The 20,420-nt window shown below is 73.0% G+C and carries 16 protein-coding genes and 1 pseudogene; 8 read left to right on the top strand and 9 right to left on the bottom strand.

Annotated elements, in window-relative coordinates:
* Positions 1–85 precede the first annotated feature (85 nt).
* The 3 genes and pseudogenes from ACFXDJ_RS26135 to ACFXDJ_RS26125 all read right to left on the bottom strand — a co-directional run.
* Positions 86–650: pseudogene (locus ACFXDJ_RS26135) on the bottom strand (hydroxymethylglutaryl-CoA lyase); the annotation flags it as partial.
* 11 nt (positions 651–661) lie between these two features.
* The gene (locus ACFXDJ_RS26130) at positions 662–2,842 is read right to left on the bottom strand and encodes a biotin carboxylase N-terminal domain-containing protein (RefSeq protein ID WP_384850426.1); all 2,181 of its coding nucleotides are present in this window, start codon (positions 2,840–2,842) and stop codon (positions 662–664) included.
* Between the two features lie 23 nt (positions 2,843–2,865).
* Entirely contained in the window at positions 2,866–4,482 is a 1,617-nt protein-coding gene (locus tag ACFXDJ_RS26125; RefSeq protein WP_384850423.1) for a carboxyl transferase domain-containing protein, read from the bottom strand.
* 100 nt (positions 4,483–4,582) lie between these two features.
* Between ACFXDJ_RS26125 and ACFXDJ_RS26120 the strand changes: the two genes are divergently transcribed.
* Entirely contained in the window at positions 4,583–5,161 is a 579-nt protein-coding gene (locus ACFXDJ_RS26120; protein WP_384661638.1) for a TetR/AcrR family transcriptional regulator, read from the top strand.
* A 56-nt stretch (positions 5,162–5,217) separates the two neighbouring features.
* The gene (locus ACFXDJ_RS26115; protein ID WP_384661635.1) at positions 5,218–6,024 is read left to right on the top strand and encodes a phosphatase; all 807 of its coding nucleotides are present in this window, start codon (positions 5,218–5,220) and stop codon (positions 6,022–6,024) included.
* 22 nt (positions 6,025–6,046) lie between these two features.
* Here ACFXDJ_RS26115 and ACFXDJ_RS26110 read toward each other — a convergent pair whose 3' ends face one another.
* The gene (locus tag ACFXDJ_RS26110; protein WP_384661646.1) at positions 6,047–6,940 is read right to left on the bottom strand and encodes an SDR family oxidoreductase; all 894 of its coding nucleotides are present in this window, start codon (positions 6,938–6,940) and stop codon (positions 6,047–6,049) included.
* 42 nt (positions 6,941–6,982) lie between these two features.
* Between ACFXDJ_RS26110 and ACFXDJ_RS26105 the strand changes: the two genes are divergently transcribed.
* The gene (locus tag ACFXDJ_RS26105) at positions 6,983–7,456 is read left to right on the top strand and encodes a MarR family winged helix-turn-helix transcriptional regulator (protein ID WP_384661632.1); all 474 of its coding nucleotides are present in this window, start codon (positions 6,983–6,985) and stop codon (positions 7,454–7,456) included.
* Here the strand turns inward: ACFXDJ_RS26105 and ACFXDJ_RS26100 are convergent.
* From ACFXDJ_RS26100 to ACFXDJ_RS26085, 4 genes are all read right to left on the bottom strand, one after another.
* Positions 7,422–8,402 carry a cation diffusion facilitator family transporter gene (locus ACFXDJ_RS26100; protein ID WP_384661630.1) on the bottom strand — a complete coding sequence of 327 codons (981 nt, stop codon included), beginning with the start codon at positions 8,400–8,402 and terminating at the stop codon, positions 7,422–7,424. The genes ACFXDJ_RS26105 and ACFXDJ_RS26100 overlap by 35 nt on opposite strands.
* 24 nt (positions 8,403–8,426) lie before the next feature.
* A complete protein-coding gene (gene tesB / locus ACFXDJ_RS26095) occupies positions 8,427–9,308 on the bottom strand; it encodes an acyl-CoA thioesterase II (protein ID WP_384661627.1) in 882 nt (293 codons plus the stop codon).
* Between the two features lie 19 nt (positions 9,309–9,327).
* Positions 9,328–10,485 (bottom strand): acyl-CoA dehydrogenase family protein, encoded by a 1,158-nt coding sequence (locus ACFXDJ_RS26090; RefSeq protein ID WP_384661624.1) that lies wholly within the window; start codon positions 10,483–10,485, stop codon positions 9,328–9,330.
* Positions 10,486–10,645: 160 nt separating this feature from the next.
* Entirely contained in the window at positions 10,646–12,208 is a 1,563-nt protein-coding gene (locus ACFXDJ_RS26085) for a PucR family transcriptional regulator (RefSeq protein ID WP_384850420.1), read from the bottom strand.
* Between the two features lie 117 nt (positions 12,209–12,325).
* On the opposite strand from ACFXDJ_RS26085, the gene speB reads away from it, so the two are divergent.
* Positions 12,326–13,291, top strand: coding sequence for an agmatinase (speB, locus tag ACFXDJ_RS26080; protein ID WP_384850417.1), 966 nt, complete (start codon positions 12,326–12,328; stop codon positions 13,289–13,291).
* A 26-nt stretch (positions 13,292–13,317) separates the two neighbouring features.
* Complete coding sequence (locus ACFXDJ_RS26075) at positions 13,318–14,985, top strand: thiamine pyrophosphate-binding protein (RefSeq protein WP_384850414.1); 1,668 nt, start codon at positions 13,318–13,320, stop codon at positions 14,983–14,985.
* Here ACFXDJ_RS26075 and ACFXDJ_RS26070 read toward each other — a convergent pair.
* The gene (locus ACFXDJ_RS26070; protein ID WP_384656354.1) at positions 14,957–15,382 is read right to left on the bottom strand and encodes an ATP-binding protein; all 426 of its coding nucleotides are present in this window, start codon (positions 15,380–15,382) and stop codon (positions 14,957–14,959) included. The two genes, ACFXDJ_RS26075 and ACFXDJ_RS26070, sit on opposite strands and share 29 nt — an antisense overlap.
* A 162-nt stretch (positions 15,383–15,544) precedes the next feature.
* Here ACFXDJ_RS26070 and ACFXDJ_RS26065 point away from each other — a divergent pair, with 162 nt between their 5' ends.
* The 3 genes from ACFXDJ_RS26065 to ACFXDJ_RS26055 all read left to right on the top strand — a co-directional run bounded on the left by ACFXDJ_RS26065 (position 15,545) and on the right by ACFXDJ_RS26055 (position 20,407).
* Positions 15,545–16,309 (top strand): GntR family transcriptional regulator, encoded by a 765-nt coding sequence (locus tag ACFXDJ_RS26065; RefSeq protein WP_384656352.1) that lies wholly within the window; start codon positions 15,545–15,547, stop codon positions 16,307–16,309.
* Positions 16,310–16,318: 9 nt separating this feature from the next.
* Positions 16,319–16,453, top strand: a complete 135-nt coding sequence (locus tag ACFXDJ_RS26060; RefSeq protein ID WP_384656349.1) for a hypothetical protein — start codon at positions 16,319–16,321, stop codon at positions 16,451–16,453.
* An 87-nt stretch (positions 16,454–16,540) separates the two neighbouring features.
* Positions 16,541–20,407 (top strand): ABC transporter ATP-binding protein, encoded by a 3,867-nt coding sequence (locus ACFXDJ_RS26055; RefSeq protein WP_384656346.1) that lies wholly within the window; start codon positions 16,541–16,543, stop codon positions 20,405–20,407.
* Positions 20,408–20,420 lie beyond the last annotated feature (13 nt).

Genomic DNA, 20,420 nt, shown 5'->3' with positions numbered 1-20,420 from the left:
GTGGGCGCCCCGCCCCCCCCGCCCGGCGCCCCCCCCCCCCCCCGCTGGTTGGGTGGGGGGGGGGGGTGGGGGCGGGGCCGGGGGGGGCCCACCCGGCGGCCCCCCCCGAGGCTCAGCTCGTCACAGCCGAGGTCGAGCAGGGCCTTGGCCACGCGCACCACCTGGTGGACCGGGACCGGGCCCTCCCAGGGGTCGCCGAAGCACATGGAGAGATAGCCGCGGACGTGCGCCTTGCCCTCTTTGGCGCGGGCCACGACGGGCTCGAACATGGCGAGGGACTCGGCGACGGTGCGGTTGAGGTTGCGCGAGGCGAAGGTCTCGGTGGCCGAACCGAACACGGCGATGCGGGTGGCGCCGAGCGCGAGCGCGCGGTCGAGGCCGCGCTCGTTGGGGACGAGGACGGGGAGGTGGACCCCGGGCAGGTCGCCGAGGCCCGGGAACAGCTGCTCGGCGTCCGCCAGCTGGGGGACCCACTTGGGGTGTACGAAGCTGGTGGCCTCGATGGTGGTCAGCCCGGCGGCGGCCAGCCGGTGGATGAACTCGGCCTTGACGGCGGTCGGGACGGCCGTCTTCTCGTTCTGCAGCCCGTCACGGGCTCCGACCTCGTGGATCCGGACGCGGGCCGGGAGCCCGGGGGCGGGGACGGTCATGGGCAGCTCGTTCACTTGGCCGCCTCCTCTTCTTCCTCGTCCGGGGTGACCACGGCCAGGACCTGGTCCATGGCGACGGTGGTGCCGGGGGAGACGTCGAGCTCGGTGACGGTGCCGGAGTGCGGGGCGGAGATGACGTGCTCCATCTTCATCGCCTCGACCACGAGCAGGCTCTGACCGGCGGCCACCTTGTCGCCGACCGCGACCTTGACGATGGTGACGGTGCCGGGCATGGGGGCCGAGAGGGTGTCCGCGCCGGTCCTCGTCCCGCCGCGCAGGGCTGCCGCCACGGGGTCGTGGTTCTGGACGTGCCAGCTGTCGGCGTCGCGGCCGAGCCAGACCCCCTCCGGGGAGGTGGCGTGGCTGAACCGGTGCGTGACTCCGTCGAGTTCGACCGTGACGTGCTCGGGGGTGAGCTGGACGATCCGGCCCCGGGCCGGTGCGCTGGGGCTCTGCCCCAGACCCCGCGCCTCAAACGCCGGCGAGGCTGGATTTGCGGCGGCGCCGCCGTCAGGTGCGGGTAGGGCCGCGTCCAGGAGGAGCTCCGTGTGCGGGCCGGAGGCGCTGGGGCTTTGCCCCAGGATGCCGGGCCCAGCCGGGCGGGTGCGGACCGCTACCGGGTCCTGACCCGGTAGGCGGAAGTGGTGGACCGTCCAGGCCGGGGTGCCGCCGAGGCGCCAGCCGTTGGCGGAGTCGAACGGGTCGACCCAACTGTCCAGCCCCGCCGGCGTTTGAGGCGCGGGTCCGGGCAGAGCCCGGTTTCGGGAAGGGGCGGGGTGGGGGAGAGAGCCCCCCAGCAGCGCAGCCGCCGCGTACACCTCGGCCGGGACTCCCTCCGGCAGGAGGCCGGCCAGGTCCCGCTCGACCAGGCCCGTGTCCAGGTCGCCGGACACCACATCCGGATGCGCCAACAGCCTCCGCAGGAACCCCGCGTTGGTCTGGACACCCAGGATCACGGTGTCGGCCAGCGCACCCCGCAGCACCCGTAGGGCAGCCGCCCGGTCGGGACCGTACGCGATGACCTTCGACAGCATCGGGTCGTACGTCGACCCGGTGTCCACCCCGGCCGTCAGCCCGGAGTCGGTGCGGACGGACCCCCCGGACGGCTCGGACAGGGCCAGGACCGTGCCCCCGGAGGGCAGGAACCCGCGCGCCGGGTCCTCCGCGCAGATCCGGGCCTCGATCGCGTGGCCGGTCAGGACCACGTCCGACTGACCGAAGCCGAGCGGGGCCCCCGCCGCGACCCGCAGCTGCTGTTCCACCAGGTCCAGGCCGGTGATCAGCTCGGTCACCGGGTGCTCCACCTGGAGCCGGGTGTTCATCTCCATGAAGTAGTACGAAGAGGGGTCGCCGCCCGGCACGATGAACTCCACCGTGCCCGCGCCCACGTACCCGCACGACCGCGCCGCCTCCACCGCCGCCGCGCCCATCGACTCCCGCAGCTCGGGGGTGAGCAGGACCGAGGGGGCCTCCTCGATCACCTTCTGGTGGCGCCGCTGGAGCGAGCACTCCCGCTCGCCCAGGTGCACCACGTTCCCGTGCGCGTCCGCCAGGACCTGGATCTCGATGTGCCGGGGCCGGTCCACCCACCGCTCCACGAGCAGCGTGTCGTCGCCGAAGGAGGACCGCGCCTCGCGCCGGGCGGAGGCGATCTCCTCGCCCAGCGCCGCCGCGTCCCGTACGAGCCGCATGCCCTTGCCGCCGCCGCCCGCCGAGGGCTTGAGCAGCACCGGCATGCCGATCTTCTCGGCGGCGGAGACCAGTTCGGCGTCCGAGAGCCCGCTCCCGGACGATCCCGGGACCACCGGGACGCCCGCCGCCTTCACGGTCTCCTTGGCCCGGATCTTGTCCCCCATCAGGGAGATCGCCGAGGCCGGCGGGCCGATGAAGGCCAGACCCGCCTGAGCGCACGCCGCCGCGAAGGCCGCGTTCTCCGCGAGGAAGCCGTACCCCGGGTGGACGGCCTCCGCGCCCGTACGCCGGGCGGCGTCGAGCAGCCGCTCCACCGACAGGTAGCTCTCGGCGGCGGCCGCCGGGCCGATCCGGACGGCCGTGTCGGCCTCCCGTACGTGCCGGGCGTCGGCGTCCGCGTCGCTGAAGACGGCCACGGAGCGGATCCCGAGCTCCCGCAGCGTGCGGATGACCCGGACCGCGATCTCGCCGCGGTTGGCGACCAGAACAGTGCTGAACATCGAAGAGGTCCTCACGTCACACGTCACATACGGAAGATGCCGAAGCCCGAGTCGCCCAAGGGGGCGTTCGCGCATGCCGTCAGGGCCAGCCCCAGCACCTGCCGGGTCTCCATCGGGTCGATGACCCCGTCGTCCCACAGCCGCGCGGTGGCGTAGTAGGCGTTGCCCTGGGCCTCGTACTGCGCCCGGACCGGGGCCTTGAAGGCCTCCTCGTCCTCCGCCGACCACTCCTGGCCCGCGCCCTCGATCTGGTCCCGCTTGACCGTGGCGAGCACGGACGCGGCCTGTTCGCCGCCCATCACCGAGATCTTGGCGTTGGGCCACATCCACAGGAAGCGCGGCGAGTACGCGCGCCCGCACATCGAGTAGTTGCCCGCGCCGTAGCTGCCGCCGACCACCACCGTCAGCTTCGGGACCCGGGTGCAGGCCACGGCCGTGACCATCTTGGCGCCGTGCTTGGCGATGCCGCCCGCCTCGTAGTCACGGCCGACCATGAAGCCCGAGATGTTCTGGAGGAAGAGCAGCGGGATGCCGCGCTGGTCGCACAGCTCGATGAAGTGCGCGCCCTTCTGGGCGGATTCGGAGAACAGGATGCCGTTGTTGGCGACGATCCCGACCGGGTGGCCGTGGATCCGGGCGAAGCCGGTGACCAGCGTCTGCCCGAACTCGGCCTTGAACTCCTGGAACCGGGAGCCGTCCACCAGCCGGGCGATGATCTCGCGGGCGTCGTAGGGGGTGCGGGAGTCGACGGGGACCGCGCCGTACAGCCCGTACGGGTCCACCTTGGGCTCTTCGGGGGCCTCCACCGACCAGGGCAGGGCCCCGCGCTCGGGCAGGGTCGCCACGATGTTCCGTACGATCCGCAGCGCGTGCGCGTCGTCCTCCGCGAGGTGGTCGGTGACCCCGGAGATCCGGGAGTGCACCTCTCCGCCGCCCAGCTCCTCGGCCGTGACCACCTCGCCGGTGGCGGCCTTCACCAGCGGCGGGCCGCCGAGGAAGATCGTGCCCTGGCCGCGCACGATGACGGCCTCGTCGCTCATGGCCGGTACGTACGCCCCGCCGGCCGTGCAGGAGCCGAGGACGGCGGCGATCTGCGGGATGCCGGCGCCGGACATGCGGGCCTGGTTGTAGAAGATGCGGCCGAAGTGGTCGCGGTCGGGGAAGACCTCGTCCTGCATGGGGAGGAAGGCGCCGCCGGAGTCGACGAGGTAGAGGCAGGGGAGACGGTTCTCCAGGGCCACTTCCTGGGCGCGCAGGTGCTTCTTGACGGTCATCGGGTAGTACGTGCCGCCCTTGACCGTGGCGTCGTTGGCGACGATCACGCACTCGCGGCCGCTGACCCGTCCGATGCCGGCGATGACCCCGGCGGCCGGGGCCGCGCCGCCGTACATGCCCTCGGCGGCCAGCGGGGCCAGCTCCAGGAAGGGGGATCCGGGGTCGAGGAGGGCGTCCACGCGGTCGCGCGGCAGCAGCTTCCCGCGGGCCGTGTGGCGGGCGCGGGCCTTCTCTCCGCCGCCGAGCCGGGCCGCCTCCAGCCGGGCGCGCAGGCCCTCGGTGAGCTCGCGGTGGGCGGCCTCGTTGGCCCGCCAGGCATCGGACGCCGGGTCGGCGGCGCTCGTCAGCACTGGTGCCTGCTGCATCGGTCGAGCTCCCTTGCTCGGTGCGCTCTTGTTAATGAGCGTTAACGCATGTGGGACTTAGGTTAACGACCGCTAACGGCCCTGTCTAGAATGGATTTCCATGAGCACCAGAGCGGCCGCCCCGACCCGGCGCGAGCAGATCCTCGGCGAGGCTGCCCGCCTCTTCGCCGAGCGTGGATTCCACGGAGTCGGCGTGGATGAGATAGGGGCCGCGGTGGGCATCAGCGGCCCCGGCCTGTACCGGCATTTCGCGGGCAAGGACGCGATGCTCGCCGAGCTGCTCGTCGGCATCAGCGAGCGGCTGCTGACCGGCGGCCGCCGACGGGTGGAGGAGGCCGGCGGGGACCCGTCCGGCGTACTGGCCTCCCTCATCAACGGCCACATCGACTTCGCGCTCGACGACCGGGCGCTGATCACCCTCCACGACCGGGAGCTCGACCGGCTGCGCGACGCCGACCGCAAGCGCGTGCGGCAGCTCCAGCGCCAGTACGTCGAGCTGTGGGTCGACGTCGTACGGGAGCTGCACCCCGAGGTGGGCGAGGCGGAGGTGCGGGTCTGCGTGCACGCGGTCTTCGGCCTGCTGAACTCCACCCCGCACCTGGCCGCGCTCGGCCGGGAGTCGACGGAATCACTGCTGCGGAGGCTCGCGAACGGGGCCTTCGGGGCGCTGTCGGGATGAGGGCGCGCGTCCGCTGGCCGGGACGGAAGGGACGGCTCCGGGCGGGCGGCGGCAGAATGGGCCGCATGCCGAAGCCGATAGAGACGCCTGTTCCCAGCCGAGCCGAACTCATCGACCACCTGGTCCGGACGCGGATCGCGGGTGACGTGGCGACCCCCCGGGACAACAACCTCAGCCACTACCGGAAACTCGCCAACGGAGATCGCCACTACTGGCTGGGTCTGGAGCTGGGCGACCGCTGGACGGACGAGCAGGACGTGCTTGCTGTCATGGCGGAGCGCTGCGGGGTCGTGGACGACGCGGGCCACCGCTTCGGCCAGGACACCATCGACCCCGAACTCACCGTCTCGGGCCTGGACCGGCTGGCCGCGCGGCTGCGCAAGGCCGCGCTGGACCGGCAGAGCGTGCTGCTGGCCACCGGGCACCCCGGGGGCCTGCTGGACGTTCACCGGGCGACGGCCGATGCCCTGCGCGCGGCGGGCTGCGAGATCGTGGTGATCCCGCAGGGCCTGACGGCCGACGAGGGCTCGGTGTGGCAGTTCGCGGACGTCGCGGTCCTGGAGCGGGGCGCGACGCTGTGGCACACCCACTCCCCGGAGCCGATGGCGGCGATCCTCGACGGCCTGGCCGCGCTGAACCGCCCGCAGCCGGACCTGGTCGTCGCCGACCACGGCTGGGCGGGCTGCGCCGCGCAGCGGGGCCTGGACGCGGTGGGCTACGCGGACTGCAACGACCCGGCGCTCTTCCTCGCCGAGGCCGAAGGCACCCTCCAGGTGGCGGTCCCCCTGGACGACCACGTCCGCGACCCGCGCTTCTACGACCCGATGGTGTCCTACCTCCTGGACGCGGCGGGCTTGCTGTAGCCGTCCGCAGGGCCCGGCCGGGTCAGCGGACCCAGCTGCCCGTGAGGCTCTGGACGGCCGAGCCGTCGAGGTCGGCGAGCTTGGGGGCGACGAACTCGCGGGCCCAGTCCGAGGTCTGGACGCGGAACGGGGCCCGCTCGGCGGTCAGCGTCGCGACGATCGGGGCGGCGGCCTGCTCGGAGGTCTGGGCGCCGGCGTAGGACTGCGTGGTGCGCTCGACGTAGGCCTTCAGCGCGGGGGCGTACGGACCGGCCTCGGTCAGCATGGCCGGGATGTCGAGCCCCAGGCTGGCGACGAACTCGCTGGTCACGGCCCCCGGTTCGATGAGGCTGATCTGGACCCCGACGGTCGCGGCGACCGGCGCTAGCGACTCCATGAACCCCTCGACGGCGAACTTGGCCGCGCAGTAGGACTCGTTGAAGGGCTGGCCGACCACTCCGCCGACGCTGGTGACCGTGATGACGCGGCCACCGCTCGCCCGCAGGTGGGGGAGGGCCGCGCGGGTGAGCTCGACGACGCCGAAGTAGTTGACCTCCATGGCGGAGCGGACCTGCTCCATGCCCTGCTGCTCGATGGTGCCGACGGAGCCCGCGCCCGCGTTGTTCACGACGGCGTCGAGCCGGCCGTGCTCGGCGACGACCTCGGCCACGCAGGAGGCGACCGAGGCCGCGTCCGTCACGTCCAGCCGCTTGACCTGCACCAGGTCGCTCACCCCCGCCTCGCTCGCGGCCTTGAGGAGGGCGTCGGCCCGGCCGGTGTCGCGCATGGTGGCGACGGTGTGCCAGCCGGCCTGTGCGGTGGCCACCGCGGCCGCGAGGCCGATGCCGGAGGAGGTGCCGGTGATGAGGACGGTCTTGGCGGCGGTCTTCGCGGTGTCCATGGAAGTCTCCTTAGGTTTGTGCGTGCACACACACATTATCTCTGTGTGCGTGTGCACGCAACCGGTACCCTGGTCCGCATGGCGCACAACGAGCTCACCATGGGCGGTCTCACCCCCCGCGACCACGCCTTCTACGGACTGGTCTGGGCCGGTACCACCCTCACCGCACGGGTCGACCAGGCCCTCACGCGCCACCACGACCTGCCGCTGTCCTGGTTCGAGGTCATGCTGTGGCTGAACGGCCAGACGGAGCCGGTCGCCCCCTCCGAGCTGGGGGCCAGGACCCTGCTCAGCCGCAGCCAGGTCTCCCGGGTCACCGACGCGCTCCAGGCCCGGGGGCTGGTCGAGCGGATACCGTCGCCGACGGACGCCCGCTCGATCCGGATCGCCCTCACGGCGGCGGGCCGCCGGGCCTTCGCCGAGGCCGACGCCACCCGCCGCGAGGCGCTGGCCGAGGTGTTCGACGACCGGCTCGACGACGCGGACATCGCCGCGCTGGAGGGGATCTGGGCCAAGCTCAAGGCCCGTCCGACGGAGCAGGCGCAGGCGTAGCGGACGGGGGAGGGGCAGGGGTGGGCGTCGGGTCCAGGTACACCCGGCGGACCGCCGGGAACCGCTCCCGCAGCTGTGCCTCCGCCTCCTCGCACGACTGCTCCACCTGCCGCGCCGAAGCCAGGTCGTGGAAGTCGATCTTTGCCGCGATCAGCACCTCCGCCGGCCCCTGCACCAGCGTGGTCAGCTCCAGCACCGCCTCGATGTGCGGCACCGACAGCAGCTCCTCGCGCACGTCCGCGCGCATCGCGGCGGGCAGCGGCCGCCCGATCAGGTACTGCGCGTTCGAGCGGCCCAGCTCCCACGCCACCCACACCAGCAGCAGCCCGATCAGCAGCGAGGCCACCCCGTCGTACGCGCCCGACCCGGTCAGCTGCGCGCCCAGCAGGCCGCCCGCCGCCAGCGCCAGGCCGATCAGCGCGGCCACGTTCTCCAGGAGCACGGCCTTCACCGCCGTGTCCGGGGTGTGCTTCACGTACAGCCCCAGCGGTGCCCCCATCCGCGCCGCCTCGCGCCGTACCTGCCGCCAGGCCACGAGCAGCGAGTAGCCCTCCAGCAGGAAGGCGATGGCGAGGATGACGTAGGACAGCGTCGGGTTCCCCGGCTCTTCCCCGTGGACCAGCGTGTGGATGCCGTCGTAGACGGCGAACACCGCGCCGCCGACGAACGTGGCGATCGACGCGAGCAGCGCCCAGATGTACCGCTCGGGCCCGTACCCCAGCGGGTGCGCCTCGTCGGCCGGCTTCGCGCTGCGCTTCAGCGAGGCCAGGAGCAGCACCTCGGTCACCGTGTCCGCGACCGAGTGCGCGGCCTCGGACAGCATGGCGCTCGACCCGCTGACGACCCCGCCGACCGCCTTGGCGACCGCGATGCCGAGGTTGGTGACCACGGCCACGACCACCGTGCCGACGCTTTCCTCTTCTTCACTTCCACTGCTGCTGGACATGAAGTGACGGTACGTCGGGCGGCCCTACCGCGCGCGCGGGACGCGCACCACGCCCTCCTGGATGACCGTCACGGCCAGCCGGCCGTCCTGGGTCCAGATCCGGGCCTGGCCGAGGCCGCGCCCGGCGGCGGCCGAGGGGGACTCCTGGTCGTACAGCAGCCACTCGTCCGCGCGGAACGGCCGGTGGAACCACATCGCGTGGTCGAGCGACGCTCCGACGACGTCGCCGACCGCCCACCCGCCCCGCCCGTGCGCGAGCAACACGGAATCGAGCAGGGTCATGTCGGAGACGTACGTGGCCAGGCAGGTGTGCAGCAGGGGGTCGGCGCTGTCCAGTTTGCCGGCGGTACGGAACCACACCTGCGAGCGCGGCTCGACGGGCTCGCCGACGCTGCCCCAGGGCGGGACCGTCGCGTACCGCAGGTCCACCGCTCCGCGCGCCTCGATCAGCCGTTCCACCGTGCCCGGGTCGCGGAAGATCTCCCGGTAGAGCGGGAGTGATTCGGCGGCCGTCGGCAGGGTTTCGGGGTCGGGCGCTTCGGGCATCGCGGCCTGGTGGTCGAGGCCCTCCTCGTGCGTCTGGAACGACGCGGAGAGGTGGAAGATCGGCTGCCCGTGCTGGACGGCGACGACCCGGCGCGTGGTGAAGGAGCGCCCGTCGCGGATCCGGTCGACGGAGTACACGATGGGCGCGCCCGGGTCCCCGGCGCGCAGGAAGTACGAGTGCAGCGAGTGCGCCGTACGGTCCTCGGGCACGGTGCGCCCGGCCGCGACCAGGGCCTGGGCGGCGACCTGGCCGCCGAAGACCCGCGGTACCAGCGCCGAACGGCTGGTACCGCGGAAGATGTTCTCCTCGATCTGCTCAAGGTCGAGCAGATCGAGGAGCGTCGTCAGTGCCTCGTTCATGGGGGTAAGGCTAAGTGCCCTACAGGCCCATCGACTTGGCGATGATCGACTTCATGACCTCGCTGGTGCCGCCGTAGATGCGGTTCACGCGGTTGTCGGCGTACAGGCGGGCGATCGGGTACTCGTTCATGTAGCCGTACCCGCCGTGCAGCTGGAGGCACTTGTCGATGACGCGGTGCGCGACCTCGGTGTTGAACAGCTTCGCGGACGCGGCCTCGGCGGCGGTCAGCTCGCCGGCGTCCAGGGCTTCCAGCGCGCGGTCGGCGACGGCCTCGGCGGCGTCCACCTCGGCCTGGCAGGCGGCCAGTTCGAACTTGGTGTTCTGGAAGTGCGCGACCGGCTTGCCGAAGACGGTGCGGTCCGTGACGTACTGCTGGGCGAACCGGACGGCGGCCTTGGCCTGCGCGTACGCGCCGAAGGCGATGCCCCAGCGCTCGGAGGGCAGGTTGGCGCCGAGGTAGTAGAAGCCCTTGTTCTCCTCGCCCAGCAGGTCCTCGACCGGGACCTTGACGTCGACGAACGCCAGCTCGGCGGTGTCGGACGTGCGCAGGCCGAGCTTGTCGAGCTTGCGGCCGATCGAGTAGCCCTCGGACTTGGTGTCCACGGCGAAGAGGGAGATGCCGAAGCGGCGGTCGTCCTCGCGCGGGGAGGAGGTGCGGGCGCAGACGATCACGCGATCGGCGTGCACGCCACCGGTGATGAAGGTCTTGGAGCCGTTGAGGACGTAGTGCGTGCCGTCCTCGGAGAGCTTGGCGGTGGTCTTCATGCCCGCGACGTCGGAGCCGGTGCCCGGCTCGGTCATCGCGAGGGCCCACATCTCCTCGCCGCTGACGAACTTCGGCAGGTAGCGCTTCTTCTGCTCGTCGTCCGCCAGCATCTTGATGTAGGGGAGGGCGAGCAGCACGTGGACGCCGGAGCCGCCGAACTGGACGCCGGCGCGCGAGGTCTCTTCGTAGAGGACGGCCTCGAACTTGTGGGTGTCCAGGCCCGCGCCGCCGAACTCCTCGGGCACGTTGATGCCGAAGATGCCCAGCTCGCCGAGCTTGTAGTAGAACTCGCGGGGCGCCTGCCCGGCCGTGAACCACTCGTCGTAGACGGGGACGACCTCGGCCTCGATGAAGGCGCGGATGGTCTCGCGGAACGCCTCGTGGTCCTCGTTGAAAACGGTACGGCGCACGGGCCGGCCCTCCTTTTTGCGGCTCAACCGCCGCCGCTCTCGCGGAGGTGGTTGCGCGCCGCCGTGGTTGCTCCATTGATGGCTGAGCTCTAAGCGCTTGCTCAGATTAAGTTACTGGCGGGTTGTCCGTCCTGTCCAGAGTTCACGGCCGTGCGCCGCCTCACTCATGTGCGTCCCGGTCCCCACCGGCCCGCGACTCGGTGCCCAGTGCGAACCACAGCTCCATCCGGACCTCCGGGTCGTCCAGGTCCCGCTCCAGGAGCGCGGCGCAGCGCGCGACGCGCTGGCGGACGGTGTTGCGGTGCACGCCGAGGGAGGCCGCCGTACGGTCCCAGCCGCCGTGGTGGGTGAGCCAGACCCGCAGCGTCTCGCGCAGCGACGGGCCGAGCGGCGCCAGGAGCGCGCGGGCGTGGGCCTCGGCCGCGCCGGGCGGGACGAGGGCCGCGAGGCCGCCCTCGCGGTGCCGCAGCAGCGCGGCGCGGGCCGCTTCGGCGCGGCGCAGCGCTCCGGCGGCCTGCGCGTCGGCCGCTGCGAGGTCCCCGGCGGCGGCCGGGGCGCTGATGCCGAGCCGCCACCCGGGCCGGGGCGCGGGCTCCCGGTCGAGGAGCAGGCGTACGGTGCCGCCGGCGCCGGCGGGGGCGGCGAGGGTCGCGCCGAGACCGGCGGCCAGGGCGGCCACGGCCTCCGCGTCGGCGGACCCGGACCCGGACGCGGCGCCGGACCCCGGCAGGGGCCGGGCGTGGACCACGGTCCACGGGCCCGGGCCCAGCAGCGCGGCCGCCTCGGCGGCCGGACCGCCCAGCAGGAGCGACAGTAGGGCCGCCGACCGCGCGCCCGCTCCGACGGCGGCCTGCCGGGGCGCGGTCAGCAGGGTGAGGAGGACGGCCGCGGCGCCCGCGATGGTGTGGTCGCCGGGGGTGCGCTGCGGGGTGGCGAGGAGGAGCACCGGGCCGGGCGGGCCGGGCGGGCCCGGCGTGACCCCGGCCGCGTCCCGGGCTGCCCTGCGGCCCAGGGCGTAGGCGGCCAGCTGCCAGCCCGCCGCGGTGTCCGTCGCGGTCACCGGTCCGCCGCCGCCCACCCGGGAGGCGAGGGCGTCCAGGGCCTCGCGCACCGGCGGCGGGACCGCCCGTTCGGAGGTCTGCGCGCCCGGGCCGTCCGGACCGGACGGGCCGGGCGGCCCGGACGGGTCGACCAGCTCGGTGTGCCCGCCCAGCGCGGCCGCCAGCCGGCCCAGGACGGCCGGGACCGGGTCCGGGCGGGAAGCCGCCGCGGCCAGCGACCGCTGGGCCTCGGCGACCCGGCGCAGCTCCCGGGTCCGGGCCTCCGCCATCAGCCGCCACACGGTGCGCGCGACCGCCGCGAACGGGGTCCCCGGCTCCACCTCCACGAGCGGCAGCCCCGCCGCCGCGCAGGCCTCCACCAGCGGCTCCGGCACCCGCTCGTGCACCGGGGTCACGCCGAAGCCGAGCGCGGCCACCCCCGCCCGGACCAGCCGGGCCACGTACTCACCGGGGTCCCCGGACCAGGCTCCCGCCGTGAGCAGCAGCTCCCCGCCCAACAGGTAGGGCGAGGGATCGGCCATCTCGGAGGCGTGCACACCGTGCACCTGCGTGCCCTCGGCGCCCTCGGCCGCCTCCGGCCCGGCCAGCAGCCGCAGGCCCAGTGCCGCCAGCGGCACCGGCGTGGTGGGAGGGGCTCCGGCTCCCTCCGGAAGCTCTGGCATGGATACTCCGTACAGTTCGAGTCCGCCCTATGGATGAAACCTACACTTCGGGTGCGCCGGGCCGCGCCGTACGCTCGAAGGACCGCACCGTTCAGTCATCCAGAAGGGCACCCCCTCATGAGCACGCAGCCGCGCGGCCCCGTCGACTCCTCCCGCATCCCGCGCTACGCGGGCCCCGCGACCTTCGCCCGGCTGCCCCGCCTCGACGAGGTCGGCGGCAAGGCGGACGTGGCCGTCGTCGGCGTGCCCTTCGACTCCGGGGTCTCCTACCGCCCCGGCGCCCGCTTCGGCGGCAACGCCATCCGCGAGGCCTCGCGCCTCCTGCGCCCGTACAACCCGGCGCAGGACGCCTCCCCGTTCGCGCTCGCGCAGGTCGCCGACGCCGGTGACATCGCGGCGAACCCCTTCAACATCAACGAGGCCGTCGAGACGATCGAGGCCGCGGCCGACGAGCTGATCGGCAACGGCTCCCGCCTGATGACCCTCGGCGGCGACCACACCATCGCCCTCCCGCTCCTGCGCTCGGTGGCCAAGAAGCACGGCCCGGTCGCGCTGCTGCACTTCGACGCGCACCTGGACACCTGGGACACGTACTTCGGCGCCGAGTACACGCACGGCACCCCGTTCCGGCGCGCCGTGGAAGAGGGCATCCTCGACACCGAGGCGCTGTCCCACGTCGGCACCCGCGGCCCGCTGTACGGCAAGCAGGACCTGGACGATGACGCCAAGATGGGCTTCGGCATCGTCACCTCCGCCGACGTCTACCGGCGCGGCGCCGACGAGGTCGCGGACCAGCTGCGCCAGCGCATCGGCGACCGTCCCCTCTACATCTCGATCGACATCGACGTGCTGGACCCGGCGCACGCGCCCGGCACCGGCACGCCCGAGGCCGGCGGCATGACCTCGCGGGAGCTGCTGGAGATCATCCGGGGCCTGTCCTCCTGCAACCTGGTCTCGGCCGACGTCGTGGAGGTCGCCCCGGCGTACGATCACGCGGAGATCACCTCGGTCGCGGCCTCGCACACCGCGTACGAGCTGACCACGATCATGAGCCGTCAGATCGCGGCGGCGAAGGCGAAGTAAGCAGCACGAAGGGCGAGTAAACGCACGTGACGCACGACCACGACCTGGTACTCCGTCCCACCGAAGCCCAGAAGGCGGCCGCGCTCGCGCCGCCGCCGGGGCGCACGGGCGGGGACCTGGTCGTGGAGACGCTGCGCTCGCTCGGCGCCACCACCGTCTTCGGACTGCCGGGCCAGCACGCGCTGGCCCTCTTCGACGCCGTCGGCCGCTCCGACCTCCGCCTCGTCGGCCTCCGTACGGAGAACAACGCGGCCTTCGCGGCCGACGCGTACGGCCGGATGACCGGCGAGGCGGTCCCGCTCCTCCTGTCGACGGGCCCGGGCGCACTGATGGCCCTGCCCGCCCTCGCGGAAGCCGCCGCCGCCTCCGCCCCCGTCCTGGCGATCTCCTCCCAGGTTCCGACCCCGGGCCTGGGCGGCGGCCGGCGCGGCCACCTGCACGAGCTGCGCGACCAGGCAGCCTCCTTCCGGGACGTGGTCAAGTCCGTCCACACGGCCCGGACCCCCTCGCAGATCCCCTCGGTGATCGCGGAGGCCTGGGAATCGGCCCTGACGGCCCCGCACGGCCCGGTCTGGGTGGAGATTCCGGAAGACGTCCTGCGCGCCGAGACCGTCATCCCCCAGGTCACGGGCATGGACGCGACCCCGCACGAGCTGGCCCCGCGCCCGGAGCTGACGGCGCTGGCGGCGCACTGGCTGGAGAACGCCGAGCGCCCGGTGATCATCGCGGGCGGCGGAGTCATCCGTTCGGACGCGGCGGGCAAGCTGCGTCAACTGGCCGAGCGCCTGAACGCCCCGGTGGTCACCACCTTCGGCGGCAAGGGCGCCTTCCCCTGGACGCACCCGCTCTCCCTCCAGTCCTGGCTGGAGGACCGCCACACCACGGACTTCCTGGAGGACGCGGACGTCCTGCTCGTCGTCGGCTCGGGCCTCGGGGAACTCAGCTCGAACTACCACACGTTCTTCCCGGAGGGCCGGGTCGTCCAGATCGAGGCCGACCTGGGCAAGCTGGAGTCGAACCACCCCGCCCTGGGCATCCACGCGGACGCCCGCCTGGCCCTCCAGGCGCTCCTGGAAACGGTCGCGGAGCGAGAGGACCCCGGCGCCCCGGACCGGGTCCGCGCGCTCCTGTCCGCCGTCACGTCCCGCCTCGCCACCCAGGACCTGACCCTGGAACAGCACCTGCTGACCTCGATCAGGTCGGCCCTCCCCCCGCGCTCCCCGTCCTTCTGGGACATGACGATCCTGTCCTACTGGGCCTGGTCGGCCTTCGACCCGAAGCACCCCAACACCATGCACTCGGCCCAGGGCGCGGGCGGCCTCGGCTACGCCTTCCCGGCGGCCCTCGGCGCCTGCCTCGCCGACCCGGGCACCCCGGTCCTGGCCGTCTCCGGCGACGGCGGCGCGATGTACTCGATCGCGGACCTGGCCACCGCCCGCCAGCACGACCTGGACGTCACCTGGCTGATCGTGGACGACGGCGGCTACGGCATCCTCCGCGAGTACGGCTGCGAGACGGGCACGACCCTGACCCGCCCCGACTTCGTGGCCCTGGCAGCCGCCTTCGACATCCCGGCGGCCACCACCACCCCGGAATCCCTCCGCGAGGACCTGAAGAAGTCCCTCGCCACCCCGGGCCCCTCGCTCCTGCTCCTCCCGACCACCCTCAAAATGTTCGCCCCGACGCACTTCTGACCTCGGCCCACACGGCCTTCCCGATCCCATGCCGCCGGGGGCACTGCCCCCACCGCACCGCGAGCGCGGCGACGATGGCGAGCCCGCGGCCCGACTCGTCCCAGGCGGTGGCGGACTGCGGGGCCAGCTCTACGAGTTCCCCTGCATCGGCGACCTCCACGCGCAGCAACCCGTCGTACCGGGCGAGCCGGACTCCGATGTCCCGGCCCTGCGGGGCGCGGGCATGCCGTACGGCGTTGGTGACCAGCTCGGAGAGCAGCAGCTCCGCCGTGTGGGTCGGGCCCAGGGCTACGGCCCACACGGCGAACTGCTCACGCAGTAGCGCGCGGGCCCGGCCCGGAGCGCGGGGACTGCGGGGGAGCAGCCAGAAGACTTCATCGACAGAGGGCAGGGTCATCAACCTCACCTATCTAGATACGTAGTTCAAGTGAAGCGGCGCTGCGGATCCGGGTCAGGAGATATCTAGATATGTTCGATGCTGGCGTGTGTTGACGTGCGAGAGGCGCTTGCCGTCGTGATCCGGCCCCTAGGCTGTCGGGGGATGACCGGGGAGGACCGCATGCCGAAGAACGCCGCGAGACGGCAGCCCAAGTACCAGCGGATCGCCGCTGAACTGAAGGACGCCATCGCCTCCGGTGAGTACGGTCCGGGCGACCGGCTGCCCGGTGAGAGCGACCTCATGCGCACGTACGACGTCGCCCGGATGACGGCCCGACAGGCGTTCGGGGTCCTCGTGGCGGAAGGGCTCGCCGAGCCTCGCAAGGGGGCCGGGGTTTTCGTGCGGGAGTTCCGGGTCGGTTTCCGGCGCCGCGGGATCCAGCGGCTCGCCGTCGAGGTGTGGGGTGCCGGAGGGTCCATCTGGGGTGCGGACGGCAAGGGCCACGACCCGGAGGTCGACTTCCTCGGGGTCGCCGAAGAGCCCGTGCCCGGCGCCGTGGCCGCGGTTCTGGGGCTGGCGGCTGGTGCGCCCGTCTGCGTCCGCCGCCGCAGGTTCCTGCTCGACGGTGAACCCGTCATGCACGCGACCTCGTACCTCGACGCCGCCCTCGTGGCGGGCACGCCGATCACCGAGCCGGACACCGGCCCCGGCGGCATCTACGCCCGCCTCGCCGAGCTCGGGCAGAAGCCGGCCCGCTTCCGCGAGGAGATCCGCTCGCGGATGCCGAACGATCAGGAGGCGCAGAGCCTGGGGCTGGCCGCCGGGACCCCCGTCGTCCTGGTTGTCCGTACCGCCTTCGCCGCTGACGGGCAGGTCGTCGAGGTCAACGAGATGGTCCTCGACGCCTCGGCGTACGTCCTGGAGTACGAGTTCGACGCCCCGTAGGAGGAGCATGTGGAAGACGACGACGAAGTCCAGGCCGAGGCCGAGCGCCGCCTCCAGAGGCTGCGAGCGCTGGACGAGCTCCTGGCGATGGGCGAGCGCGGCGACTTCGACATCCTGCTGGACAAGGCCGCCTACCGCCGCTGAGTTCTGCGTGCCCCCGGAACCGTCTGCCCGGATGGCCCCGGCCGCCTCGCCCGCCTCCGCGTAAACCCGTTCGATTGTTGCGGCGGGATGAAATCCGCCGGTCGGAGCGTTGGGGCTTCCGGCAGGACAGGACGAACGGGGAGGCAGTACGTGGCTACGGCGGCGGGAACGGCGGCTGGGGACAAACAGGGGTGGGGGAGGCGGCTCGCCGCCTACACCTGGCGCTACAAGGTCAATGTGCTGCTCGCGCTCGGGTCCTCGCTCGGCGGTATGGCCGTCATGGCGCTCGTGCCGCTGGTCACCAAGGTGATCCTCGACGACGTCATCGGGAACAAGACCAAGCCCATGGGCCCCTGGGCCGGGATGCTCATAGGCGCGGCGGTTCTCGTTTACGTGCTCACCTACATACGTAGGTACTACGGCGGCCGCCTCGCCCTCGACGTGCAGCACGACCTGCGCACCGACATGTACGACTCCATAGCCCGCCTCGACGGGCGCAGGCAGGACGAGCTGTCCACCGGCCAGGTGGTCGGGCGGGCGACCAGTGACCTCCAGCTGATCCAAGGGCTGCTGTTCATGCTGCCCATGACCATCGGGAACTTCCTCCTCTTCGGGATATCCCTCGGGATCATGCTGTGGCTCTCGCCGCTGCTGACCCTCGTCGCGCTGCTCATGGCCCCCGCCCTCTGGTTCATCGCCAAGCGCAGCCGCAAGAGGCTCTTCCCCGCCACCTGGTACGCCCAGAGCCAGGCCGCCGCCGTCGCCACCGTGGTCGACGGGGCCGTCACCGGCGTCCGCGTCGTCAAGGGCTTCGGGCAGGAGGAGCAGGAGACCGGCAAGCTCCGCGACGCCGGCCGCGGGCTGTTCGCCGGGCGCATGCGCTCCATCCGGCTGAACTCCCTCTACACCCCGGCCCTCCAGGCCGTACCCGCCCTCGGGCAGGTCGCGATGCTGGCCCTCGGCGGCTGGATGGCCACCCGGGGACAGGTGACGCTGGGTACCTTCGTCGCCTTCTCCACCTACCTCGCCCAGCTCGTCGGGCCCGTCCGCATGCTCGCCATGGTCCTCACCGTCGGCCAGCAGGCCCGCGCCGGCGCCGAGCGGGTCTTCGAGCTCATCGATACCGAGCCGGTGATGGACGAGGGGACCGGGGAGCTTCCCGGCGACGCGCCCGCCACCGTCTCGTTCGAGGACGTGCGCTTCGGGTACGACCCCGAGCGGCCGGTCCTGGACGGGTTCTCGCTCGCCATCGAAGAGGGCGAGACCGTGGCCCTCGTAGGGTCGTCGGGTAGTGGAAAGTCCACCGTTTCCCTCCTCCTGCCCCGCTTCTACGACGCCGACCACGGCACCGTCCGCGTCGGCGGGCACGACGTCCGCGAGCTGACCTACGAGTCGCTGCGCTCCGCGATCGGGCTGGTGCCCGAGGACTCCTTCCTCTTCTCCGACACCATCCGCTCCAACATCGCCTACGGGCACCCCGGCGCGACCGACGCGCAGATCGAGGCCGCCGCCCGCGCCGCCCAGGCCGAGGGATTCATCCAGGCCCTCCCCGCCGGGTACGACACCAAGGTCGGCGAGCAGGGCCTGACCCTCTCCGGCGGCCAGCGCCAGCGCATCGCGCTCGCCCGCGCCATCCTCACCGACCCCCGCCTGCTGCTCCTCGACGACGCCACCTCCGCCGTCGACGCCCGCGTCGAACACGAGATCCACGAGGCGCTGCGGGCCGTCATGGCCGGCCGCACCACCCTCCTCATCGCCCACCGCCGCTCCACGCTCGCGCTCGCCGACCGGATCGCCGTACTGGACCACGGACGGCTCTCCGACATCGGTACGCACGAGGAGCTGGAGCGCCGCTCCGCCCTGTACCGGCGGCTGCTGACCGACCCGGACGCGCTGGGCGCAGGCTCGCCGCGCACCCCCGAGGCCCCGGCCATGGGCGAGTTCGAGCGCGAGCTCGACCGCGACATCGAGCGGGACATCGAGCTCGAAGCGGAGATCGACTCCGAGCCCGTCAACGCAAAGCGCCGGGTCGCCGGCGGGATCACCCCCGAGCTCTGGCAGCGCCAGGAGGAGGCGGACGAGAAGACCACCGCCCCGGCCGGCATGCCCGCCACCCCCGAGCTGCTCGCGCAGGTGGCCGCGCTGCCGCCCGCCGAGGACACCCCGGACGTGGACGAGACCCGTGCCGCCTCCGCCGAGGACAGCTACAACCTGCGCCGCCTGCTGCGCGGGTTCTGGGCGCCGCTCGCCATATCCCTGGGCCTCGTGGCCGTCGACGCGGGCTCCGGGCTGCTCCTGCCGATCCTGATCCGGCACGGCATCGACAAGGGCGTGGAACAGGCCGCCCTCGCCGCCGTCTGGGTGGCCGCCGGACTCGCGCTCGCCGTGGTCCTCGCCCAGTGGGCCGCGCAGTTCGCCGAGACCCGGATGACCGGCCGCACCGGTGAGCGCGTGCTGTACGCGCTGCGCGTCAAGATCTTCGCCCAGCTCCAGCGCCTCGGCCTCGACTACTACGAGCGCGAGCTGACCGGCAAGATCATGACCCGGATGACCACCGACGTTGACGCTTTGTCCTCATTCCTGCAGACCGGGCTCGTCACCGCCGTCGTCTCCGTCTTCACCTTCTTCGGCATCCTGATCGCCCTGCTCGTCCTCGACGTCGAGCTGGCCCTGATCGTCTTCGCCACCCTCCCCGTCCTGATCCTCGGCACGGTCGTCTTCCGCCGCAGGTCCGTGGCCGCGTACGAGCTCGCCCGCGACCGGGTCGGCCTGGTCAACGCCGACCTCCAGGAGTCCGTGGCCGGGCTGCGCATCGTCCAGGCCTTCCGCCGCCAGCGCGCCGGAGCCGCCCGGTTCAAGGAGCGCAGCGACTCGTACCGCGAGGCCCGGGTCCGCGGCCAGTGGCTGATATCGGTCTACTTCCCCTTCGTCCAGCTGCTGTCCTCCGGGGCCGCGGCCGCCGTGCTGATCGTCGGCGCGGGCCGGGTGGAGGCCGGCACGCTCACCACGGGCGCGCTGGTCGCGTACCTCCTCTACATCGACCTGTTCTTCGCCCCCGTCCAGCAGCTCTCCCAGGTCTTCGACGGCTACCAGCAGGCCACCGTCTCCCTCGGCCGGATCCAGGGCCTGCTGCGCGAGCCCACCAGCACCCCCCGGGCGGCCGACCCCCGGCCCGTCCCGGCGCTGCGCGGCGAGATCGCGTTCGAGCAGGTCCACTTCGGGTACGGCACCGCCGAGGAGCGCGGCGAGAAGGAGCAGGCGCTGGCCGGAATCAGCCTGCGCATACCGGCCGGCCAGACCGTCGCCTTCGTCGGCGAGACCGGGGCCGGCAAGTCCACGCTGGTCAAGATGGTGGCCCGGTTCTACGATCCGACGTCCGGCCGGGTCACCGCCGACGGCACGGACCTGCGCGAGCTGGACCTGACGGGGTACCGCCACCGGCTCGGGGTCGTCCCCCAGGAGCCGTACCTCTTCCCGGGGACCGTGCGCGACGCCATCGCCTACGGGCGGCCCGAGGCGAGCGACGCCGAGGTGGAGGCCGCCGCGCGCGCGGTCGGTGCCCACCAGATGATCGCCACCCTTGACGGCGGCTACCTGCACACCGTCGCCGAGCGCGGCCGCAACCTCTCCGCCGGCCAGCGCCAGCTGATCGCGCTGGCCCGCGCCGAGCTGGTGGACCCGGACGTGCTGCTGCTCGACGAGGCCACGGCCGCCCTCGACCTGGCGACCGAGGCCCTGGTCAACCAGGCCACCGACCGGCTCGCGGGCAAGCGCACCACCCTCGTCGTGGCGCACCGGCTGACCACCGCCGCGCGCGCCGACCGGGTCGTGGTCATGGACCGCGGCCGGGTGGCGGAGGACGGCACCCACGCCGAACTGCTGGCCCGCGGCGGCCGGTACGCGGAGCTCTGGCGGACCTTCGTGGGCGAGGACGAGCCGGCCGCCGCGGCTTAGGCACCCCTGGGGG

It is taken from the genome of Streptomyces sp. NPDC059443 (assembly GCF_042750105.1).
Classification (GTDB): domain Bacteria; phylum Actinomycetota; class Actinomycetes; order Streptomycetales; family Streptomycetaceae; genus Streptomyces.
The sequence above is the reverse complement of the archived record's forward strand: the minus strand, read 5'-3'. Positions and strand labels throughout refer to the sequence as shown.